Raw genomic sequence first — 17856 nt, forward strand, 5'->3', positions numbered from 1 at the left:
CCAGAGGCGCCACTTCGCGCGCTCGACGTCTCGGTGACGTCGCTTGCCAAGCCCGGCCCCATCGAGCTCCAGCGGGCGACGTGTCATGTCGGACGACCGCCCGGCGGCAGCCCAGCGCATGGGGCCTCAGCCTTTCCACTGAATGAGAGGCTGCTTCCCGAACTCGATCGCTACCCGGTCGGTCCGGGAAGGCCGACAACATCCTCGTCAAACAGGGCGGCCAGGGCCGCAGGATAATGGAGATCGTGTGATGACCGTCCGTTTCACCACCGTCGAAGTCGATGGGCTCAAGGTGTTCTACCGTTCCGCTGGCGACCCGAGCGCTCCGGCCGTGCTGCTGCTGCACGGCTTCCCCAGCGCCAGCCACATGTTCCGCGACCTGATCCCGGAGCTGGCCGGCAAGTATCATGTCGTCGCCCCGGACCTGCCCGGCTTCGGCATGACCGAGCAGCCCGCTCGCGACGCCTTTGCCTACACCTTCGAGAACATCACCAAGGTGGTCGGCCGCTTCACCGAGGTGCTCGGCTTGAAGACGTTTGCCATCTATGTCTTTGACTACGGCGCCCCGGTCGGCTTCCGTCTGGCGCTGGCGCATCCTGACCGCATCACCGCGATCGTCTCCCAGAACGGCAACACTTACCTGGAAGGCGTATCCGAGGCCTTCGCCCCGATCCAGGCCTACTGGAACGAGCCGACCCAGGCCAACCGCGATGCCCTACGCGGCCTCCTGGCCCCGCAGACCACCCTCTTTCAATACACCCACGGCGTGAGCGATGCGGCGCTGGTGTCGCCCGACGGCCGCAACCTCGATGACTTCTACCTGGCGCGCCCGGGCAACGACGAGATCCAGTTGGACCTGATGGGCGACTACAAGACCAACGTCGCTCTCTACGGCGACATTCAGGCCTATATGCGAGACAAGCGGCCGCCGGTGCTGGTCATCTGGGGCAGGAACGACCCCTTCTTCATCCCCCCGGGTGCGGAAGCCTTCAAACGGGACGTGCCGAACGCGGAGGTGCGCTTCGTCGACAGCGGCCACTTCGCGCTCGAGACCCACGCGAGCGAGATCGGCGCCGCCATGCGCGACTTCCTCGCCAAGCATTTGCGCTGACCTTCGACCGCCGGGTGCCACTTGCGGCGCCCGGCTTCCCTGACCTTCAAGGCCGCTGAGAGCGGACCTTCGTCGACGGAGACTGACCATGACTTCCACCCCGACGGACATCGTCCGCGACTTCTACGACAAGCTTTCCGGCGGCGACGCCCCCGGCGCCCTGGGCCTGATGGACCCGCACATCGAGTGGATCACCATGTGGCATTACAAGGTCGAAGGCCGCGGCCCAGGCCCCGTCGCCGAGGGCCTGTTCAAGCCCTTGATGGCAGAGTGGACCAGCTTCTCGCTCGTGCCTACAGAGTTCATCACCGAAGGTGAGACCGTGGTGTCGCTCGGCGATTTCAGAGGCGTCCACGGCACCACCGGCAAGATTTCCGAGGCGCGCTACGCCCACGTCTGGACGGTGAAGGACGGGAAGATCACCCGCTTCCGGCAATACATTGATACCCTGGCCGTTGCGGAAGCTCGGCGTCCGTGACCTGCCACCGGCCGGGCCACTCCGCCCATGTCCGGCCGACGTCCCTCATCCGCTTACTTGCCTGAGAACCACGCCATGAGTCGGCCGCCGCTCCCCCCGTTCACCGAAGAGACCGCGATCCAGAAGGTGCGAGCCGCTGAGGACGCCTGGAATACACGCGATCCGGCGCGGGTGGTCCTGGCCTACACGCCTGACAGCCACTGGCGGAACCGGGCCGAGTTTCCGAACGGTCGCCAGGAGATCAAGGACTTTCTCACCCGCAAGTGGGCCCGGGAGCTGGACTACCGCCTGATCAAGGAGCTCTGGACCTTCGCCGGAGACCGCATCGCGGTGCGGTTTGCCTACGAGTACCGTGACGACAGCGGTCACTGGTTCCGCGCCTACGGCAACGAGAACTGGCGCTTTGACGCGGACGGTCTGATGGCCGCGCGTTTCGCCAGCATCAACGAACACCCCATCGCCGAGGCCGAGCGGCATTTCCGCTGGCCCCTGGGTCGCCGCCCCGACGACCACCCGGGCCTCAGCGCGCTTGGCCTCTGACGCCAAACCCGCCGGCACGCCGGCGATCACCTCCCGCAGCCGAAAGGTATCCGCCATGACCAAGCTACTCTTCATCCAAGCCTCTCCTCGCGGCGAGCAGTCCAAATCGATCCAGGTCGCCGAAACCTACCTCGACGCCCTGAAGGCGACGAGCCCGATGCTGGAAGTGGACGTCCTCCCTTTGTGGGAGACCGAGCTGCCGGCGTTCGACGGCGACAAGGCCGCCGCCAAGGTCAACGTGATGCTCGGCCAAGAACAGAACGCCGTGCAGAAGACTGCGTGGGACCAGGTGGTAGAGGTCGCCTCCCGCTTCATCGCTGCGGACCGCTACCTGTTCGCGGCACCGATGTGGAACGGCACGGTTCCATACCGGCTGAAGCACTACATCGACATCATCAACCAGCCGGGTCTTCTGTGGGGTCTGAAGCCTGAGACCGGCTATTTCGGCCTGCTGCAGAACAAGCACGCGACCCTGGTGCTGACCGCCGGCGCCTACGCCGACAGCTTCCCGTCACCGGCCTTCGGGGTCGACCACCAGTCCACCTACCTCAAGGCCTGGCTCAACCAGACCGGCATCACCGCCATCGACGAGCTGCGGTTCCAACCTACGCTCCTGACGCCTGACCCCCAGGGCGCATTCGAGCAGGCCAAACAGGCCGCGGTCGACCTCGCCAAAGCACACGCGCGCGTCCAAAGGCAGGAGAAGGAGTAAGGCCATGAACTCTGGCGAGCTTGAAAACGCGATCCCCGGCGCGGCCCCGCTCGCGGGCTCCGCGGCAGCGACAAGTCCCATCCCTTCGACCACGGCAACAATCACCTATCACCGCACTCAGGTCGACGGAGTCGGGATCTTCTATCGGGAGGCGGGTCCCAAGGATGCGCCCACCATCGTGCTGCTGCACGGCTTCCCGTCCTCATCGCGATCATTCGACACGCTGATCCCGCTGCTGGCGACACGCTATCACCTGATCGCGCCGGATTTTCCGGGCTTCGGCCACAGCGACGCGCCGCCGCCGCCGGCCTACGCCTACACCTTCGACCACCTGGCGCAGACCATGGATCATCTCCTCGAGGCGCTGAACATCGAGCGGTACAGTCTCTATATCCACGACTACGGCGCGCCGGTCGGAATGCGGCTGATTATGGCCCATCCCGAGCGCCTGCAGGTGCTGATTACCCAGAACGGCAACATCTACCAAGCCGGCCTGGGCGCGAAGTGGAGCAAGATCGCCCAGTATTGGGCCGACCCGGCCGCGCACCCGGAGGTGATCGACGCCTTCCTGTCGCCGGAGGGGACCGAGCAGCGGCATACCTTGGGGACCTCGCATCCGGAGTGCTACAATCCCGACACCTGGACGGACGAAATCGCGCATTTGTCCAAGCCCGGCCAGCGCGAGATCCAGGCGGCGCTGCTCTACGACTACCAGACCAATGTCGCCGCCTACCCTGCCTGGCAGGCATGGCTCCGACAGCATCGGCCGCCAACCCTGGTGGCCTGGGGCGCCAACGACCCGTCCTTCATCGCGGCCGGTGCGACGGCCTTCCGTAACGATCTGCCGGATGCCGAGATCCACCTGCTGGACGCTGGCCATTTCCCCCTCGATGAAAAGAACGACGAGACCGCCGCGCTGATTCTGACCTTTATGGCTAAGCACTTGCTTTCGAGCGCACTGGCCGAGCGCGAGGGCGCAGAGAGATGAACTCGACCGTGAGAGGCATGAGCCAGGCGGCGCTGATGGACCGATCCCGCTCGGAAGGCTTGACGCTCCACGAGGCGCCCGCCGTCGCACGCGAGAATCAACACGGCTGAGTTCACCCTGGCCCCCGAAGCGTCGGTCCCGCAGATGGCAGCCGAGATTCAAACGCTGTCCGACGACCTCGCGCATAGTCCTGACAGCGCTGGAAACGGCCGCCGACCGGTCTGCCTCCGCGACCGCTCCGCAGGCGGACATTTGGCCGCGTCTAGCAGCGACCACCTGTCGGTCTCGCTGATGGTGGTGGTCGGTCGCCTGATCGACCTGGAGCCCATCTCCCCCTCGTGCGTGACCTTAACGACTCGTCTGAGGGGGGACATTACCTTCTCAAATCAAGAGGGATCTCCTCGTGAACCGGCTATCGAACTACGTTCTTGCCACCACCCTTTCTTTAGGCTCGGCACAAGCCGCGCCTATCCCTTCGACCAACGCCTCAACGACTTATCATCGCGTGCGGGCTGACGGTGTCGGGATTTTCTACCGGGAAGCCGGCCCTGAGAACGCTCCGGTCATAGTACTTCTGCATGGCTTCCCGTCGTCTTCGCGCGAGTTCGACACGCTCATCCCCTTGCTCGCGACGAAATACCATCTAATCGCTCCGGACTATCCCGGCTTCGGTCTTAGCGACGCACCGTCGCCGGCAAAGTATTCCTACACGTTCGATCTTCTCGCCCGAACGATAGGTGACTTTCTCGAAAAGCTGAAGATCAGGGACTATACGCTATACCTGCACGATTACGGCGCACCGATCGGATTTCGTATCATTCTGACGCGTCCCGACCGACTGCATGCGCTCATTATTCAAAACGGTAACATCTATAGGGTAGGTCTGGGAGCGAAATGGACCAAGATCGCCGAATTCTGGGCCGATCCGAAGGCCCATCCCGAGGTGCTTAACGCTTTCCTTTCGCTTTATGCCACCAAGGAGCGCCACGTCGCCGGCACTTCCCATCTGGACCACCATGATCCGGATAGTTGGATCGACGAGTATGCGGCTCTGTCGCGACCCGGTCAGCGGGCGATCCAAGGGGACCTACTCTACGACTACCGGACCAACGTCGCGTCCTACCCGAGATGGCAGGCCTGGCTCCGAGACCATCAGCCCCCAACCCTCGTGGTCTGGGGCGAGCACGACACTTCCTTCATCGCGCCAGGTGCCGAAGCCTTCAGGCAAGATCTTCCGGATGCGGAAATCCACCTGCTCGCCGCCGGGCACTTCGCACTGGACGAAAAGACGGACGAGATTGCCGACTTGATCCTCCAGTTCATGGCCAAGCATTCCGGATGAGGGCCCGGGCCGCGCGCATCGCATATGGCATCGCGTCAACGGCAGCGTTCAGATCGGGAACGCAATGCTGCCACCATGCTTAGGGACCGAACAGCTTGGCGGCGGTCCAGCAGCTCCGACCCGGCAGAGGGTTCATGATGTCAGGTAAGCTGAAGGTTACGCCCCGCTCCGAGTCTACTGCCATAGCGGCGGTAGGTAAGGCATCTTTTCTAATCGTCCTTGGCACGTCGATTGGAGGTCGTCGAAATAGGCGGGAATCCTAGATTCGAGTCCGGCTTTGGGCGCGACGCAGATATCACTGAGTGTGGAACGTGGCATCTTGGAGAAGAAACCCTTGAGGAGATTAAGCCTTGAGCCGTGTTCGAGCGTGAACACGAATGCGAAGCGGCCCTTCGATTGGCTTTCGGTCCATGGCTTGGCCGCTCTAAAAATGCGGAGTGATGACTGTCGAGGACCAGCATGGTCGCGGCGCCTTCAGGGTAGGCGGCGTCGAGCGTCTTGAGTAAGCCGGCGAACTCGCGGGACCGATGGCGGTTGTCGTGCTGCACGGAAGTGGGGGGTCCTCAGCAGTGGTGGCTGAAGGGGTGACAGGATCGAGATGCCGGGTGGTGGCGTCACACCAGGACATCCCCGAGCCGGGTCGGCAGGTGGTGCTTGAACCCGGTGGAAAACGTCGGGGAACCAAAGATGCAGACATAGTAGACGTAGGCTGGGTGGCGAAGTAGAGCATTTCTCTGGGCAGCAAGTGCTGCCAAATCGGTGAGATGCATGGTAGACCTAATACTTACCGGCTGAACCGCAAGCGCGACGTTGAAAGCCGGCTGGTTAGATACACTGTACTTGGAGGCCACCGTAGGCATAAGCGTCAGGCGACCGACAAGCATCCAAGGCAATCATGACTGTCCCTCGTTTGCGCGGCTTGCATCATTGTGATCTTCATGTTCGTCATGATGCATGTGTGCATGGCCGTGTTGCATTGGATGACGCCGGGCCACTGTGATCAAGGCGACAGTAAGACCGCCAAAAATAAGGTTCAGCCAGAAGGTGTAGTTCAGGCTGAAATGTGTTACTTCAGTCCGGATGTTGTTGTTTGCGGACGGCACGAGACCAAGCGCCGTGAACACGACGTCCATAAGCAGGCCGGAAAGAACCATTGTCACAAAAAAAACGGTTCCGATGTAGGCCGCCATGCGCCAGCCATAGTAACGGCGGTAGGCGTCGAGCAACGGCAGCACGATTAGGTCGGCATAGAGGAAGGCCAGGACACCGCCGAAGGAGATGCCGGAAGACCAGAGCACCGCGGCAAGCGGCACATTACCAATCGAGCAGACGAAACTCAGCACAGCCACGATCGGTCCGATCACGGCGTTCGCCGGAACCGCAAGCCAGGGCGAACTTCCCTTAAGAGAGATAGCCGACCACCAGCTGCTGGGAACAAACACGCTCAGAAAGCCGGCGATGAGAAAGCCGACCACGAGATCCTTCCAAAGCATGGACACATCCATGACGAAGGCCTGCGCAACCTGAACCGGCAGTTGCGGGTTACGCAGCTTCTGCCAAATCGTGGACCCTTCCAGCGGCATGGCGGCGTGCTCGTGACCGGAGCCCTCTTCCGTGAAGTGACGCGCCTCCTCAATCAGCTTGGTCGGGTAGGTAACCCGAACCAGCACGGCCATGATCGCCACCAGGACGACGCCGCCAAGCCACTCGGCGGCCGTGAACTGCCAGCCAAGAAGCAGATACAGGATGATTCCAAGCTCGATCACCAGATTGGTGGACGAAAACAAGAAGGCCAGGGATGGTACGAGAGCCGCGCCGCGCTTGAACAAGGTCCGGCTGACCGCGGCGGACGCGTAGGAGCAACTTGAACTCGAGGCACCAAATGCGGTTGCAAGGGCAATTTCACGGATACCATCGCGACCGAATGCCTCACGCATGCGCTCCTGCGACACCACGGCCTGAATGACTCCGGACAGGATAAAGCCAAGTGCCAGGCTCCAACCAACATCCCAGGCCATGCCGGCCGACGTCAGCAGGGCGTCGCCTGTTTTGAAGATGAATTGCTGCATGGCTTCGATTTACCTTTGTCAATGCTGCCGGTCGGATAGCAGTGGCTCTGTGCTTTTCTGATCAGGGCCCATCTTCATGCCCCCATGGTTTACCTGCGTGCACATGTGGAGCGGCGCCGAACTGGTGCCCGACCCCGACTTGGCAATAACCCTTTGACTCGCCGCAACAAGTCTGTTCCCGGCGAGGCTTTGATCGGCGCCGATCGGGAGCGGTCTGACTTGCTGATTTGATCAGTCCAGCACGAACCAAATCGTCTAGGCAGTTCACGGATCATTGTGCTCGATCAGCGCGACTTCGACCTCGGCCGCCGCGCCTCACGCCAACTCGGAGACCAGCTTCAGTCGCCAGACCGGCCTCGCCGTCATTTCCGCCCTCCTTGACGCAAAGCGTCAGGATACCCCACCAGGCACGCCTCCAGGGCTTTGCATGCTCTCCGCCACGACAAGGCATCCAATTGCGGGTGTGCCCTCTGCTCCCGATCGGTGGCGCGCTCAGGAGGCGAGCCGATAGACCGTCGAGAGCAAGCCTTGCCCACGAACAAAGGCCTGGGCGCGCAGCCGAACTAGGTTGTCGAATCCGAGACTGCGCCCCGCCTCCGCGGTTGCGAACATGCCGTGTCCGAAGACGATCGCCATATAGGTCCAGGGCCACTCACTGGGATCATTGTACAGGCCGATCCAGAGCTGGAGCGTAAACAGGACCGCGATCACACCGGTCAGACGGACTGCTATGCCAAGCGTGAGTGAGACGGTAAACCAGATCTCAAGCAGATAGACAGGGGTTTGCAGCAAGCCGATTTGGGGGACTAGAACGTCTCGCACAAGAGCTGCATGCAGCGGAATCGCGCTGTACTTTCCCTCCAGGCCGAGCCAGAAACGGAATCCCGCTGATACCGGAAGCGGAAGCTTCCAAATCGTTCCCTGGAACCACATACCAGCCGCCAGCACACGCATCGCCATGATCGACAGATGTTTGACGCTCCTCTGACCCGGATCTTCGACCCAGTTCAGGCGAGCGATATAGAGGCCCGCTGCAAGAATTAGGAGATAGAAGGCAACCGAAACGTACTTTTCTGGACCGAAGCGGTCGTAGTCGCCCGTGTGGCCGATCAGAAAATCAAACGTGTCGCTAACAGGATTGGACATGTCTAGACCTCCGAGTGGTTAAGTTAATAGCAATAGCTTGGACGTCACAAGATACGTTGCGCGCGCGTAGGTTTAAGGCCGATATGAAAGCCTTTAGATGAAACCCTGGGCCACATCCGCCCGTGCGAACCCGCATCGCCGGTGCCGAAAGCTGGAGAACGGAAATGGCGTATGATCGACCTCTCCGAAATGCACGTAGTCGCCGGCAGTGCCCATAGGGAAATTGGTCGGGCTGGTCGTATGAGGACATCTCCAACAATAATGAATGAAGGCTGCTGAGGTCTGCTTGTCCTCCAGATCAGTGCGACGGCTTGGCGAGCCCGACGCGTATGATCGTATTGGGCGATACCGGATTGGTCCCGACATCCGAAAAGGTTGGGAAGCGGTTCAGTTGGCTGCGGCTATAGGCAACGATCTCCATGTCCTCGCCGAGCAGGACCGTGGCATCGATCGGCACTGCGATCAGCCGGGCGCCGAACCCGAGAAAGCCGCCGTAATCGACAACCAGGTCGATCCGGCCGCTCGTGTCGCGCACGACGCTCTTGACGGTGCCGAGGACGTCCTGGCTCTCGACGGGCTGCAGAACGTCCCGGTGCAGTAGGTCACCCACCCGAACCGGCTGCGGGAATCGCATGGCGGCCGAGCGGGCGAGACTCATGCCGGGCGGAGGCGGCATGCCTCCCGGCATCGGGCTCTGCGCCGACGCCGTCCCGACGCCGCCCAGGATCACGCCAGCCAGGATCACGCCTGCCAGGACGAGCCCTGCTCTCCTGGCCACAGCGCGCGCCATCACTAGATGCCTCCAAACCACGAGAATCCGCGTGATTCCCAGTAGCCTCCAGGATAGGTGTTGGTTACTTCCATTGCGGTGATCCATTTCGGATTCTTGTAGCCGAGCTTGGTCGCCATACGCAGACGCAGCGGATAGCCGAATGGATCGGTAATCGTCTCACCGGCGTAGCGGACCGCGAGGATCGTCTGCGGATGCAGCGCGGTCGCCATGTCAATGCTGCTCGGGTAGTCGTCGGCGGTGTGGAAGGCGACGTATTTGGCCTTGGTGTCTGCGCCGATGCGCCGCAAAAAGGTGCCGAGACGCACCCCCGACCATTGGCCGATATAGCTCCAGCCTTCGACGCAGATATGCTTGATGATCAGCGTGGTCGGCGGCAGTGCCGCAATCTCGCCGACCGTCCAAGGTCTGCGGTCGGTGATCAGCCCGCCGAGTTCGAGGCGCCAGTCAGCACCATTCACCGGCTTGACCTTGGTGACGTCGTAGTAGGCGTTGAACTTGGGTGGCTTCAGGACGCGCGACGCCGGGTAGGTTGCTGCCAGCTGCTTCGGGTTGAACAGCCAGGCCTGCACGCCGTCATTGAAGTGCCTGATGGCGAGCAGCGCCGATTGCACGGAATCGGGCCGGTGCACGTCGCAGCCGGTCAGCATCGCCAGCGCGCCGAGCGACAGGCCGTGGCGCAGCAGACCGCGGCGCTCGAGGCCGCCGATCAGCTTTCGATGGTCGTCGAGCACGGCGTCGTCGGGAAGCGTGTCGGGTCGGAAGGGCGATCTCATGGCGTCCTCGATGGCTTGAGCCGCGGGCCGCCCGCGAGCATCGCCCAGAGCGTGCGTGGCACCAGCAGCGACAGCAACACATGGACCAGCAGGAAGCCGACGATCACCGTCATGCCGATGAAGTGGATGACGCGCGCCGATTGGAAGCCGCCGAGCAGCGAGATCAGCGGGGAGAGCTGCACCGGCTTCCAGATCGCCAGGCCCGTTACCACCTGCGAAACGCCGGCGGCGATGACAACGAAGTAAAGCACCTTCTGCACCGCATTGTAGACGGTCAGATCCTCGTGCGCGATACGCAGATGCAGCGTGTCGCGCACGGTCTCGACGAGGTCGCGTAGCCGGATCGGCAGCAGGCGCTCGCGGAACCGCCCGGTGACCACGCCGTAGGTGAGATAGGCGAGGCCGTTCAGGGCCAGCAGCCACATCCCGGCGAAATGATAGTTCAGGCTTGGCGCCGCCCACTCTCCGAGCCGAAGCCAGCCGGGAAACGAGAAGCCCCGGATGATCACGTCGTCGTCGTAAATCCCCCAGCCAGACGTGATCATCACGATCATCGCGAGCGCGTTGATCCAGTGCATGATTCGGATCGGCAGCGGATGCAGCCGGCGGGCTGTGTTGCGAACCGCCGCGCTCATGGCATCACGCGTGCGCATGAAGCCCGCCCAAGCACGATGCCGGGTGAGTGGTTGGACCAAGTGGGCAACATCAAGGCTCTCCGTTCCGCTGTGTGGCTGCAGCAACCGAACCATCGTTTGGCGAGACGCTCAATAGGGTGGTCACGGCCTAGTCAGCCGTCAGGTCGGCGGCAAAGCATTCGTGCGGTCCTGCCATCAGGTGAGGACCAATGCCGCGCCGGTCGCGCGTTTGCGCTGGCCTTCCAACCACGTTGTGACCTCAGGTTGCGCGACGCCGAGCGCGCCCAGCACCTCAGCCGCCAGGTGGAGATCCGGCGTGTCCTTACCGATGACCGCGTGCACGCCGAGCGCGTGGAAGCGCGCAGCCTCGGTCCCGCTCGCGACCACAACGTATCGCAGCAGCTCGGGGTAGCGCTTGCGGATAATCGGGGCGAGATCTCTCATTGTTTCGTATGAGGCAGCGGTGAGCGCGCTGATCCGCCGCCCATGCATGGCGACTGGTTCCCATAGTCGTGGATCGGCCATGTCGCCGAATACGGCGCTGTATCCGTCCGCCACGGCCTGGCTCAGCCGACGCGGATCGCGTTCGACAGCGCTGTATTCGATGTCAAATGCGTGCAGTGCATCGGCAAGCGCCCTCCCCACTCGGCCCATGCCGATGATCATAACCGGCGGCTGCAGTTCGCGCATCTGCAGCTCCCACGTGCGTACGCGGCCGGCGCGACGTCGGAGCTGGCCGGCGACGATCCGTCCGGCGCTCGCCAAGCCCGGGGTCAAAGCGAGAGTCAGCGCCACGGCAGCGGCTGCGATCGAGACCCAGGCCGCCCCGATCAGCAGCCGCATCGCCGGCAGGCTGAACACCACGAAAGCGAACTCCGAGCCTTGTGATAACAGGAAGCCGAGTTGCAGAGAGCCCGGAACGGACCAGCGGAACACCAGGCTGGCCGCGGCATTCGACAGGATTTTCGCACTCACGATCACCGCCGCCATCGCGATCACCAGGGGCCAGTCCTGAACCAGGACCCCGACATCAAGCGACATCCCAACCGAGATGAAGAAGAAGCCTAGTAGCAGGCCGCGGAACGGATTTATCTCCGATTGCACTACCGCGCGGTATGGCGTCTCCGCGACCGTGACGCCGCCGAGAAAGGCGCCGAGCGTCAGCGACAGGCCGATGTGTCCCGTCGCCCAGCCGGCGGCGAGCGCGATCAGCAGCGCGGTCGCGGTGAAGACTTCCTCCTGCCGCTGCCGGGCGATGACGGCGAACAGCGGACGGACGACGAAGCGCGCAAGAGCGACGGCGACCGCAAACGAGAGGCCAGCCTTGAGCAGCGCGAGGCCGGCGAGCGGCAGCAGGGCGCCCAACTCGCCCCCGCCTGCGCCGCCCCCGCCTGCGCCGCGCGCGCCCGCACCAAGCGCACCGGCCACGATCAGCAGAATGATCGCGGCCACGTCCTGAAAGATCAGGATCGCGGTCGCGGTCAAGCCTACCGGACAGTTCTGCTGGTGACGCTCGGCGAGCACCGGTGCCACGACCGCAGTCGAGCTCAGCGCCAGCACCGCGCCGAGCAGCATCGCCGGTATCGGCGCAAGCCCCGCCACCCATCCGAGCCCGCCAAGCAGCACGGTGCCGAACAGGACTTGCAGCGGACCGAAGCCGAAGATGTCGCCTGCCTGATGGCGGATACGGCCAAGCGAGAAATGCAATCCGATGTCGAACAACAGGAAGACCACGCCGAGATCGGCCAGCAGGGCGACCGTGCCGCTGTTGGCAACGAGATTGATCCCGGCCGCCTTGAAGCCGACCCCGAGCAGGAGATATCCGACGATCGGGCTGAGGCGACACATCCGGCTGGCGATCGCAGCACCGACACCGAGAGCCAGCAGCACGATGACCGGAAGGAGTGCGGCGAGAATGTCCGTCATCGCCGCACCTCCGCGTTTTGCGGGCTCGCGCCGTCAACCTCGTGGTGATTGGCCATGGCCGGCCGGACTCCTATGCCGGGTGAGGCGTCGGTCTCGACGGAGCGACGTCCACCTGCTCCGCCGCGCTGTAGGGCGCTCCGAAATACGGGAAGTCCGGGCGCGATCTCGTTCGGAACATCGAGGACGACCGCGGTTACGTTTCGACACGCGATGAGGTTTCTGCCGCGCGAAAAAATCTCGGGCAAGAATCGGTTTTCCTTGTGGAGCGTCTTCCTGAAGGGGCCGAGTTCCGCCGCGTTGCCGCCGAAAGGGTCCCGCGCCGACAGCCCGGCTGCCGGGTTTGCGGTCATCACCATGACCTTTGGTCCCGAGAACGCCGGCGAAGAGATGGAAATCGCGGAGATCCATCCGCTGGTCCTTTTGAGCCGTTGAAGCATCGGAAGGGTAGAACATCTCCGTCTTCTCGGTTGCGGTCCGAACGGCGTGCCCGTCCGAAGGCTTCGCGACAAGGTCGGGGCGACAAGGTTTGGCGAAGCGTCGGCACTGTTTGCAAACCACGCGCCGACTGGCCAATACCTTGTGTGCATCGTCTCGATGATTGCACCTGCGGCGGAATTGATGCCGACGCAGTCTTGTCACGACCGATCCCGCGCGGCATTGCAGCACCCGATGAAGTCGAGAGATATCGAAGCGACGCCGTCGTGGAACACCTCCGCACGCACCGGGAGAGTTCCCCGAACGGAGGGCGTCGAACCTGGAGACGGAGCCGAGATGGATCTCAGCGCGGAATGGCTGGAGGCGGACGGGCGAGGCGGCTTTGCCTCCGGCACCGTCGGCCTGTTGCGCACGCGTCGCTATCATGCCCTGTTGCTGGCAGCGGCGACGCCGCCGACTGGCCGCATCGTTCTCGTCAATGGGATCGAGGCCTGGGTCGAAACGTCGGCGGGGCGAAACGCGCTGACCAGTCAGGCCTACGCCGACGGAACGGTGTTTCCCGACGGCCGGACGCATCTGCGCGACTTCCAGGCAGCACCCTTTCCATCCTGGTCGTTCGTGCTGCCGGGCGGCACCGCGATCACCTTCACCCTCTTCTGCGCCCGCGACGAGGCCGAGACGGTGCTTCGCTGGACCGCTGACCGGCCGGTCGATCTCGCCGTGCGGCCGCTCTTCTCCGGCCGCGACTATCATGCGCTGCATCACCAGAACGCTGCCTTCGCCTTCGGCTCGGTCGCGACCCCGACAGGCCGCATTTGGCAGCCTTATGATGGCGTCCCGCAGATTTCGGCGCGCGGCGACTTCGCCTGGACCGATGAGCCCGTATGGTATCGCGGGTTTTCCTACGCCCAGGAACGCGAGCGCGGGCTCGACGACGGCGAAGACCTCGCCAGCCCCGGCCTGTTCACCTGGCACTCCGTCCACGAGGCCACGCTTGTCTTCCGCGCCGGGGCGCCCGGCAACGGCCGGCTCGACGGGCTCGAGGCGGCCGAGCGCACGCGCAGGAGCCGCCCTGCGCGCGATGTCGCCGCCGACGCCTATGTCGCCGCCCGCGGGCAGGGTCGCACCCTGCTCGCCGGCTTTCCCTGGTTCACCGACTGGGGCCGCGACACCTTCGTATCCATTCGTGGCCTGCTCATTGTCCCCGGGCGCTTGCGCGAGGCGGCCGACGTGCTGCTCGCCTGGAGCGGCCATGTCAGCGCGGGCATGCTTCCCAACCGATTTCCCGACGCCGGCGCAGAGCCCGAATATAACGCGGTCGACGCCTCGCTCTGGTTCGTCGTCGCCGTGCACGAGCTGCTCGCCGCCGATGGCGCCGGGGCAGATCAGGCGGCAAGGCTGCGCGCGGCCGTCGTTGCGGTGCTGGAAGGCTACGCGTCCGGCACCCGCTACGGCATCGCGCTCGATGCGCGCGATGGGCTGCTCCGCGCCGGCGTGCCAGGCGTGCAGCTCACCTGGATGGATGCGCGGGTCGGCGAGCACGTCGTCACCCCGCGCGCCGGCAAGCCGGTCGAGGTGCAGGCGCTCTGGATCATCGCGCTCCGGGTGGCCGGTGCCTGGGCTGGCGGCGACCGCTGGCAGGCGCTTGCCGATCGCGCCCAGGCGAGCTTCCTCGCCGCCTTTCCAGACCCCGAGACTGGCGGCCTGATCGACGTGCTGGACAGTCCGGACGTGCAGGGCGGGAGGGACCGACGGGTCCGGCCGAACCAGGTGCTCGCCGCCGGCGGCCTGCCCTTCGAGGTGGTCACCCCCGCGCTGCGCGCTGGAATCGTTGCCCTCGCCGAGCGCGATCTACTGACCCCGCTCGGCTTGCGCACACTCAGCCCGTCGGATCCGGACTACCGTCCCCGCTACGCCGGCGGCCCCGCCGAGCGCGATGGCGTCTACCACCAGGGTACCGTATGGCCGTGGCTGCTCGGCCCGTTCGTGGCGGCCTGGCTCGCCGTGCACGGCAGCGGGCCCGAGGCACGCGCCGAAGCCCGTGCGCGCTTCCTCGCCCCATTGCGCGCGCATCTCGACACCGCCGGCCTCGGCCATGTCTCGGAAGTGGCCGACGGCGATGCGCCGCACCGCCCGGGCGGCTGTCCGTTCCAGGCCTGGTCGCTGGGCGAGCTGATCCGCATCGAGACCATGCTCGGCGGCGAGGCCCAAGCCGGAGAGCCAGCATGAGCCTGGATGCGATCTTCACCACCACCGAGGGCCAGCGGCTGCTCGACGCGCGCGAGGGCGCGCCCTGGCGCCGCTGGGGGCCCTATCTCAGCGAACGCCAATGGGGCACGGTGCGCGAGGATTACAGCCCCGGCGGCACCGCGTGGGACTATCTGCCGCACGATCACGCGCGAAGCCGCGCCTATCGATGGGGCGAGGATGGTCTGGCCGGGTTCGCCGACGACCGGCTGTCCTGGTGCCTCTCGCTCGCTCTATGGAACGGCCACGACCCGATCCTCAAGGAGCGGCTGTTCGGCCTGACCAACAGCGAGGGCAATCACGGCGAGGACGTCAAGGAGCTCTACTACTTCCTCGACGGCGTCCCGAGCCACGCCTACATGCGGATGCTCTACAAATACCCGCACGCCGCCTTCCCGTACGAGAGGCTGGTTCGCGAAAACCGCGCGCGCTCGACCGCGGAGCGCGAGTTCGAGCTGATCGACACCGGGATTTTTGACGAGGGCCGCTATTTCGACGTCGTCGTCGAGTGGGCCAAGGCCTCGCCCGACGACCTGCTGCTGTCGATCACCGTGCATAATCGCGGACCGGACGCGGCCACGCTGCACGTGCTGCCGCAGCTCTGGGCACGCAACGACTGGTCCTGGGAACCGAAAGGGCCGGATGCCCGGCGACCGTCTCTGCGCGTCCGCGACGGTGTCGTGATCGCCGAGCATCATGCGCTGGAGTCGCGCAGCTTCGAGGTGGAGGGCAATGCGGCATGGCTGGTCTGCGAGAACGAGACCAACTTCGCGCGGCTGTATGGCCTGCCTGCAACGGCCTCGGCCAAGGACGGCATCAACGACGCCGTCGTGCTCGGCCGCGATGATGGTCTCCGCCAAAACAGTATCGGCACCAAGTGCGCTTCGCACCAGGTGATGCACGTGCCTGGACAGGGATCCGCGACCCTGCGCGCCCGCTTCCGCCCGTCGGATGCGGCACCCGGCTTCGCCGCGTTCGACGGTGTGCTCGCGTCGCGACGCGCCGAGGCCGACGCGTTCTACGACGCGCTGCAGGCGGGCATGACCGACACGGACGCCAGGCTGGTGCAGCGCCAGGCCTTCGCCGGCCTGCTCTGGTCAAAGCAGGCCTATCTCTACGACGTCCGACGCTGGCTGCAAGGCGATCCGGGACAGCCGCCGCCGTCCCGCCCGGGCGAGGGCCGCAACGCCGGATGGCGCCATCTCGACGCGGCCGACGTGCTCTCGATGCCCGATACCTGGGAGTATCCCTGGTTCGCCGCCTGGGATCTGGCGTTTCACTGCGTCGCCTTCGCCCCGATCGACCCGGACTTCGCCAAGCAGCAGCTTCTGCTGCTGACCGGCGACCGCTACGCGCACCCGAATGGGCAGCTTCCCGCGTACGAATGGGCATTCGGTGACGTCAATCCGCCGGTGCAGGCCTGGGCGGCGCTGCGCATCTTCCAGATGGACCGGACGATGAGCGGCCAGCCGGATCGCGCCTTCCTGGAGCGCTGCTTCCATCGGCTGTCGCTCAACTTCACCTGGTGGGTCAATCGCAAGGATGCCGACGGGCGCAACGTCTTTGGCGGCGGCTTCCTCGGCCTGGACAACATCTCCGTCTTCGACCGTTCCGCGACGCTGCCGGGTGGCAGCGTCATCGACCAGTCGGACGGCACCGCCTGGATGGCGATGTTCGCGCTCAACCTGATGCGGATCGCGCTCGAACTCGCCGTGGCCGATGCGGTCTATGAGGGAATGGCGCTCAAATTCTTCGAGCATTTCCTGCTCATCGCCGAGGCGATGACGACCACCGGCGGCATCGGCCTGTGGAACGACGAGGACGCATTCTTCTACGATGTGCTTCGTCTGCCGGGCCGTGGCGGCATCCCGCTCAGGTTGCAGACGATCGTCGGCCTGATTCCGCTGTTCGCCGTCGAGGTGATCGACGGGGCCGCGATCGACCGGCTCCCAGAGTTCCGAGCGGGGCTGCTTGCGGTCCTGCGGAAACGCCCGGAACTCGCGGCGCTGATCTCACGCTGGTCGGTGCCGGGCGTGGGCGACCGCCGCCTGCTGTCGCTGCTGCGCGGCCACCGGATGAAACGCCTGCTCGCGCGCATGCTCGACCCGGCGGAGTTCCTCTCGCCGTTCGGCGTACGCGCCCTCTCCCAACGTCATCGCGATCACCCTTTCGCGCTCGATCTCGACGGCGCCCGCCTGACCGTCGGCTACGAGCCGGGCGAAGGCTTGTCCACCGCCTTCGGTGGCAACTCCAACTGGCGGGGTCCGATCTGGATGCCGGTCAACTTCCTGCTCATCGACAGCCTGCACGAGTTCCAGCGCTATTATGGTGACGATTTCCTGGTCGAGTATCCGACCGGCTCAGGCCAGCATCTGACCCTTGGCACAATTGCCGACCGCCTCGCTGCCCGCCTCGGCCAGACCTTCCTGCGCGACGCCCAGGGACGCCGCCCGGTCTGGGGCAATTGCGCGCTGCTGCAGTCCGATCCGCATTTCCGCGATCACCTGCTGTTTCACGAATATTTCCACGGTGATGACGGCAGGGGTCTCGGCGCCTCGCATCAGACCGGCTGGACCGCGTGCGTGGCACTTCTGCTCTCCGGACCTGGCGGCGTATGGCAGCGCATCTGCCGCAACTGCGATTAGCGCCCTCATGAACGCG

At 64.6% G+C, this 17856-nt stretch carries 15 protein-coding genes; 9 read left to right on the forward strand and 6 right to left on the reverse strand.

Annotation, left to right across the window (positions count from 1 at the left end; translation table 11 throughout):
* Positions 1-250 precede the first annotated feature (250 nt).
* From ACQY4K_RS05680 to ACQY4K_RS05705, 6 genes are all read left to right on the forward strand, one after another.
* Positions 251-1111, forward strand: coding sequence for an alpha/beta fold hydrolase (locus tag ACQY4K_RS05680; RefSeq protein WP_428394195.1), 861 nt, complete (start codon positions 251-253; stop codon positions 1109-1111).
* Between the two features lie 88 nt (positions 1112-1199).
* Positions 1200-1589, forward strand: a complete 390-nt coding sequence (locus ACQY4K_RS05685) for a nuclear transport factor 2 family protein (RefSeq protein ID WP_428394197.1) — start codon at positions 1200-1202, stop codon at positions 1587-1589.
* 75 nt (positions 1590-1664) lie between these two features.
* Positions 1665-2129, forward strand: coding sequence for a DUF1348 family protein (locus tag ACQY4K_RS05690; RefSeq protein WP_428394199.1), 465 nt, complete (start codon positions 1665-1667; stop codon positions 2127-2129).
* A complete protein-coding gene (locus ACQY4K_RS05695; protein WP_428394201.1) occupies positions 2119-2841 on the forward strand; it encodes an FMN-dependent NADH-azoreductase in 723 nt (240 codons plus the stop codon). Before ACQY4K_RS05690 ends, ACQY4K_RS05695 begins: the two co-directional genes overlap by 11 nt.
* 178 nt (positions 2842-3019) lie before the next feature.
* Positions 3020-3829, forward strand: a complete 810-nt coding sequence (locus ACQY4K_RS05700) for an alpha/beta fold hydrolase (RefSeq protein ID WP_428394203.1) — start codon at positions 3020-3022, stop codon at positions 3827-3829.
* Between the two features lie 403 nt (positions 3830-4232).
* The gene (locus tag ACQY4K_RS05705) at positions 4233-5171 is read left to right on the forward strand and encodes an alpha/beta fold hydrolase (RefSeq protein ID WP_428394205.1); all 939 of its coding nucleotides are present in this window, start codon (positions 4233-4235) and stop codon (positions 5169-5171) included.
* Positions 5172-6064: 893 nt separating this feature from the next.
* Here ACQY4K_RS05705 and ACQY4K_RS05710 read toward each other — a convergent pair.
* The 6 genes from ACQY4K_RS05710 to ACQY4K_RS05735 form a co-directional block, all read right to left on the reverse strand.
* Positions 6065-7240 (reverse strand): permease, encoded by a 1176-nt coding sequence (locus ACQY4K_RS05710; RefSeq protein ID WP_428394207.1) that lies wholly within the window; start codon positions 7238-7240, stop codon positions 6065-6067.
* Between the two features lie 492 nt (positions 7241-7732).
* Positions 7733-8386 (reverse strand): hypothetical protein, encoded by a 654-nt coding sequence (locus ACQY4K_RS05715; RefSeq protein ID WP_428394209.1) that lies wholly within the window; start codon positions 8384-8386, stop codon positions 7733-7735.
* Positions 8387-8684: 298 nt separating this feature from the next.
* Positions 8685-9176, reverse strand: a complete 492-nt coding sequence (locus ACQY4K_RS05720) for a hypothetical protein (RefSeq protein ID WP_428394211.1) — start codon at positions 9174-9176, stop codon at positions 8685-8687.
* Between the two features lie 2 nt (positions 9177-9178).
* The gene (locus ACQY4K_RS05725) at positions 9179-9952 is read right to left on the reverse strand and encodes a molybdopterin-dependent oxidoreductase (RefSeq protein WP_428394213.1); all 774 of its coding nucleotides are present in this window, start codon (positions 9950-9952) and stop codon (positions 9179-9181) included.
* Positions 9949-10605, reverse strand: coding sequence for a cytochrome b/b6 domain-containing protein (locus ACQY4K_RS05730; protein WP_428394215.1), 657 nt, complete (start codon positions 10603-10605; stop codon positions 9949-9951). Before ACQY4K_RS05730 ends, ACQY4K_RS05725 begins: the two co-directional genes overlap by 4 nt.
* A gap of 177 nt (positions 10606-10782) precedes the next feature.
* Positions 10783-12513 carry a cation:proton antiporter gene (locus ACQY4K_RS05735; protein ID WP_428394217.1) on the reverse strand — a complete coding sequence of 577 codons (1731 nt, stop codon included), beginning with the start codon at positions 12511-12513 and terminating at the stop codon, positions 10783-10785.
* A 210-nt stretch (positions 12514-12723) separates the two neighbouring features.
* Here ACQY4K_RS05735 and ACQY4K_RS05740 point away from each other — a divergent pair, with 210 nt between their 5' ends.
* The 3 genes from ACQY4K_RS05740 to ACQY4K_RS05750 all read left to right on the forward strand — a co-directional run bounded on the left by ACQY4K_RS05740 (position 12724) and on the right by ACQY4K_RS05750 (position 17840).
* A complete protein-coding gene (locus ACQY4K_RS05740; RefSeq protein WP_428394219.1) occupies positions 12724-12945 on the forward strand; it encodes a hypothetical protein in 222 nt (73 codons plus the stop codon).
* 339 nt (positions 12946-13284) lie between these two features.
* Positions 13285-15177, forward strand: a complete 1893-nt coding sequence (locus tag ACQY4K_RS05745; RefSeq protein WP_428394221.1) for an amylo-alpha-1,6-glucosidase — start codon at positions 13285-13287, stop codon at positions 15175-15177.
* Positions 15174-17840 (forward strand): MGH1-like glycoside hydrolase domain-containing protein, encoded by a 2667-nt coding sequence (locus ACQY4K_RS05750; protein WP_428394223.1) that lies wholly within the window; start codon positions 15174-15176, stop codon positions 17838-17840. The genes ACQY4K_RS05745 and ACQY4K_RS05750 overlap by 4 nt, the downstream gene beginning before the upstream one ends.
* Positions 17841-17856 lie beyond the last annotated feature (16 nt).

This window comes from Lichenicoccus sp., from assembly GCF_965276875.1.
Lineage (GTDB): Bacteria > Pseudomonadota > Alphaproteobacteria > Acetobacterales > Acetobacteraceae > Lichenicoccus.

Coding starts and splice junctions, on each gene's coding strand:
- ACQY4K_RS05750 (WP_428394223.1), top strand. CDS start 15,174: ATGAGCCTGGATGCGATCTTCACCACCACCGAGGGCCAGCGGCTGCTC.
- ACQY4K_RS05745 (WP_428394221.1), top strand. CDS start 13,285: ATGGATCTCAGCGCGGAATGGCTGGAGGCGGACGGGCGAGGCGGCTTT.
- ACQY4K_RS05710 (WP_428394207.1), bottom strand. CDS start 7,240: ATGCAGCAATTCATCTTCAAAACAGGCGACGCCCTGCTGACGTCGGCC.
- ACQY4K_RS05680 (WP_428394195.1), top strand. CDS start 251: ATGACCGTCCGTTTCACCACCGTCGAAGTCGATGGGCTCAAGGTGTTC.
- ACQY4K_RS05735 (WP_428394217.1), bottom strand. CDS start 12,513: ATGACGGACATTCTCGCCGCACTCCTTCCGGTCATCGTGCTGCTGGCT.
- ACQY4K_RS05740 (WP_428394219.1), top strand. CDS start 12,724: ATGAGGTTTCTGCCGCGCGAAAAAATCTCGGGCAAGAATCGGTTTTCC.
- ACQY4K_RS05730 (WP_428394215.1), bottom strand. CDS start 10,605: ATGCGCACGCGTGATGCCATGAGCGCGGCGGTTCGCAACACAGCCCGC.
- ACQY4K_RS05720 (WP_428394211.1), bottom strand. CDS start 9,176: ATGGCGCGCGCTGTGGCCAGGAGAGCAGGGCTCGTCCTGGCAGGCGTG.
- ACQY4K_RS05690 (WP_428394199.1), top strand. CDS start 1,665: ATGAGTCGGCCGCCGCTCCCCCCGTTCACCGAAGAGACCGCGATCCAG.
- ACQY4K_RS05715 (WP_428394209.1), bottom strand. CDS start 8,386: ATGTCCAATCCTGTTAGCGACACGTTTGATTTTCTGATCGGCCACACG.
- ACQY4K_RS05725 (WP_428394213.1), bottom strand. CDS start 9,952: ATGAGATCGCCCTTCCGACCCGACACGCTTCCCGACGACGCCGTGCTC.
- ACQY4K_RS05685 (WP_428394197.1), top strand. CDS start 1,200: ATGACTTCCACCCCGACGGACATCGTCCGCGACTTCTACGACAAGCTT.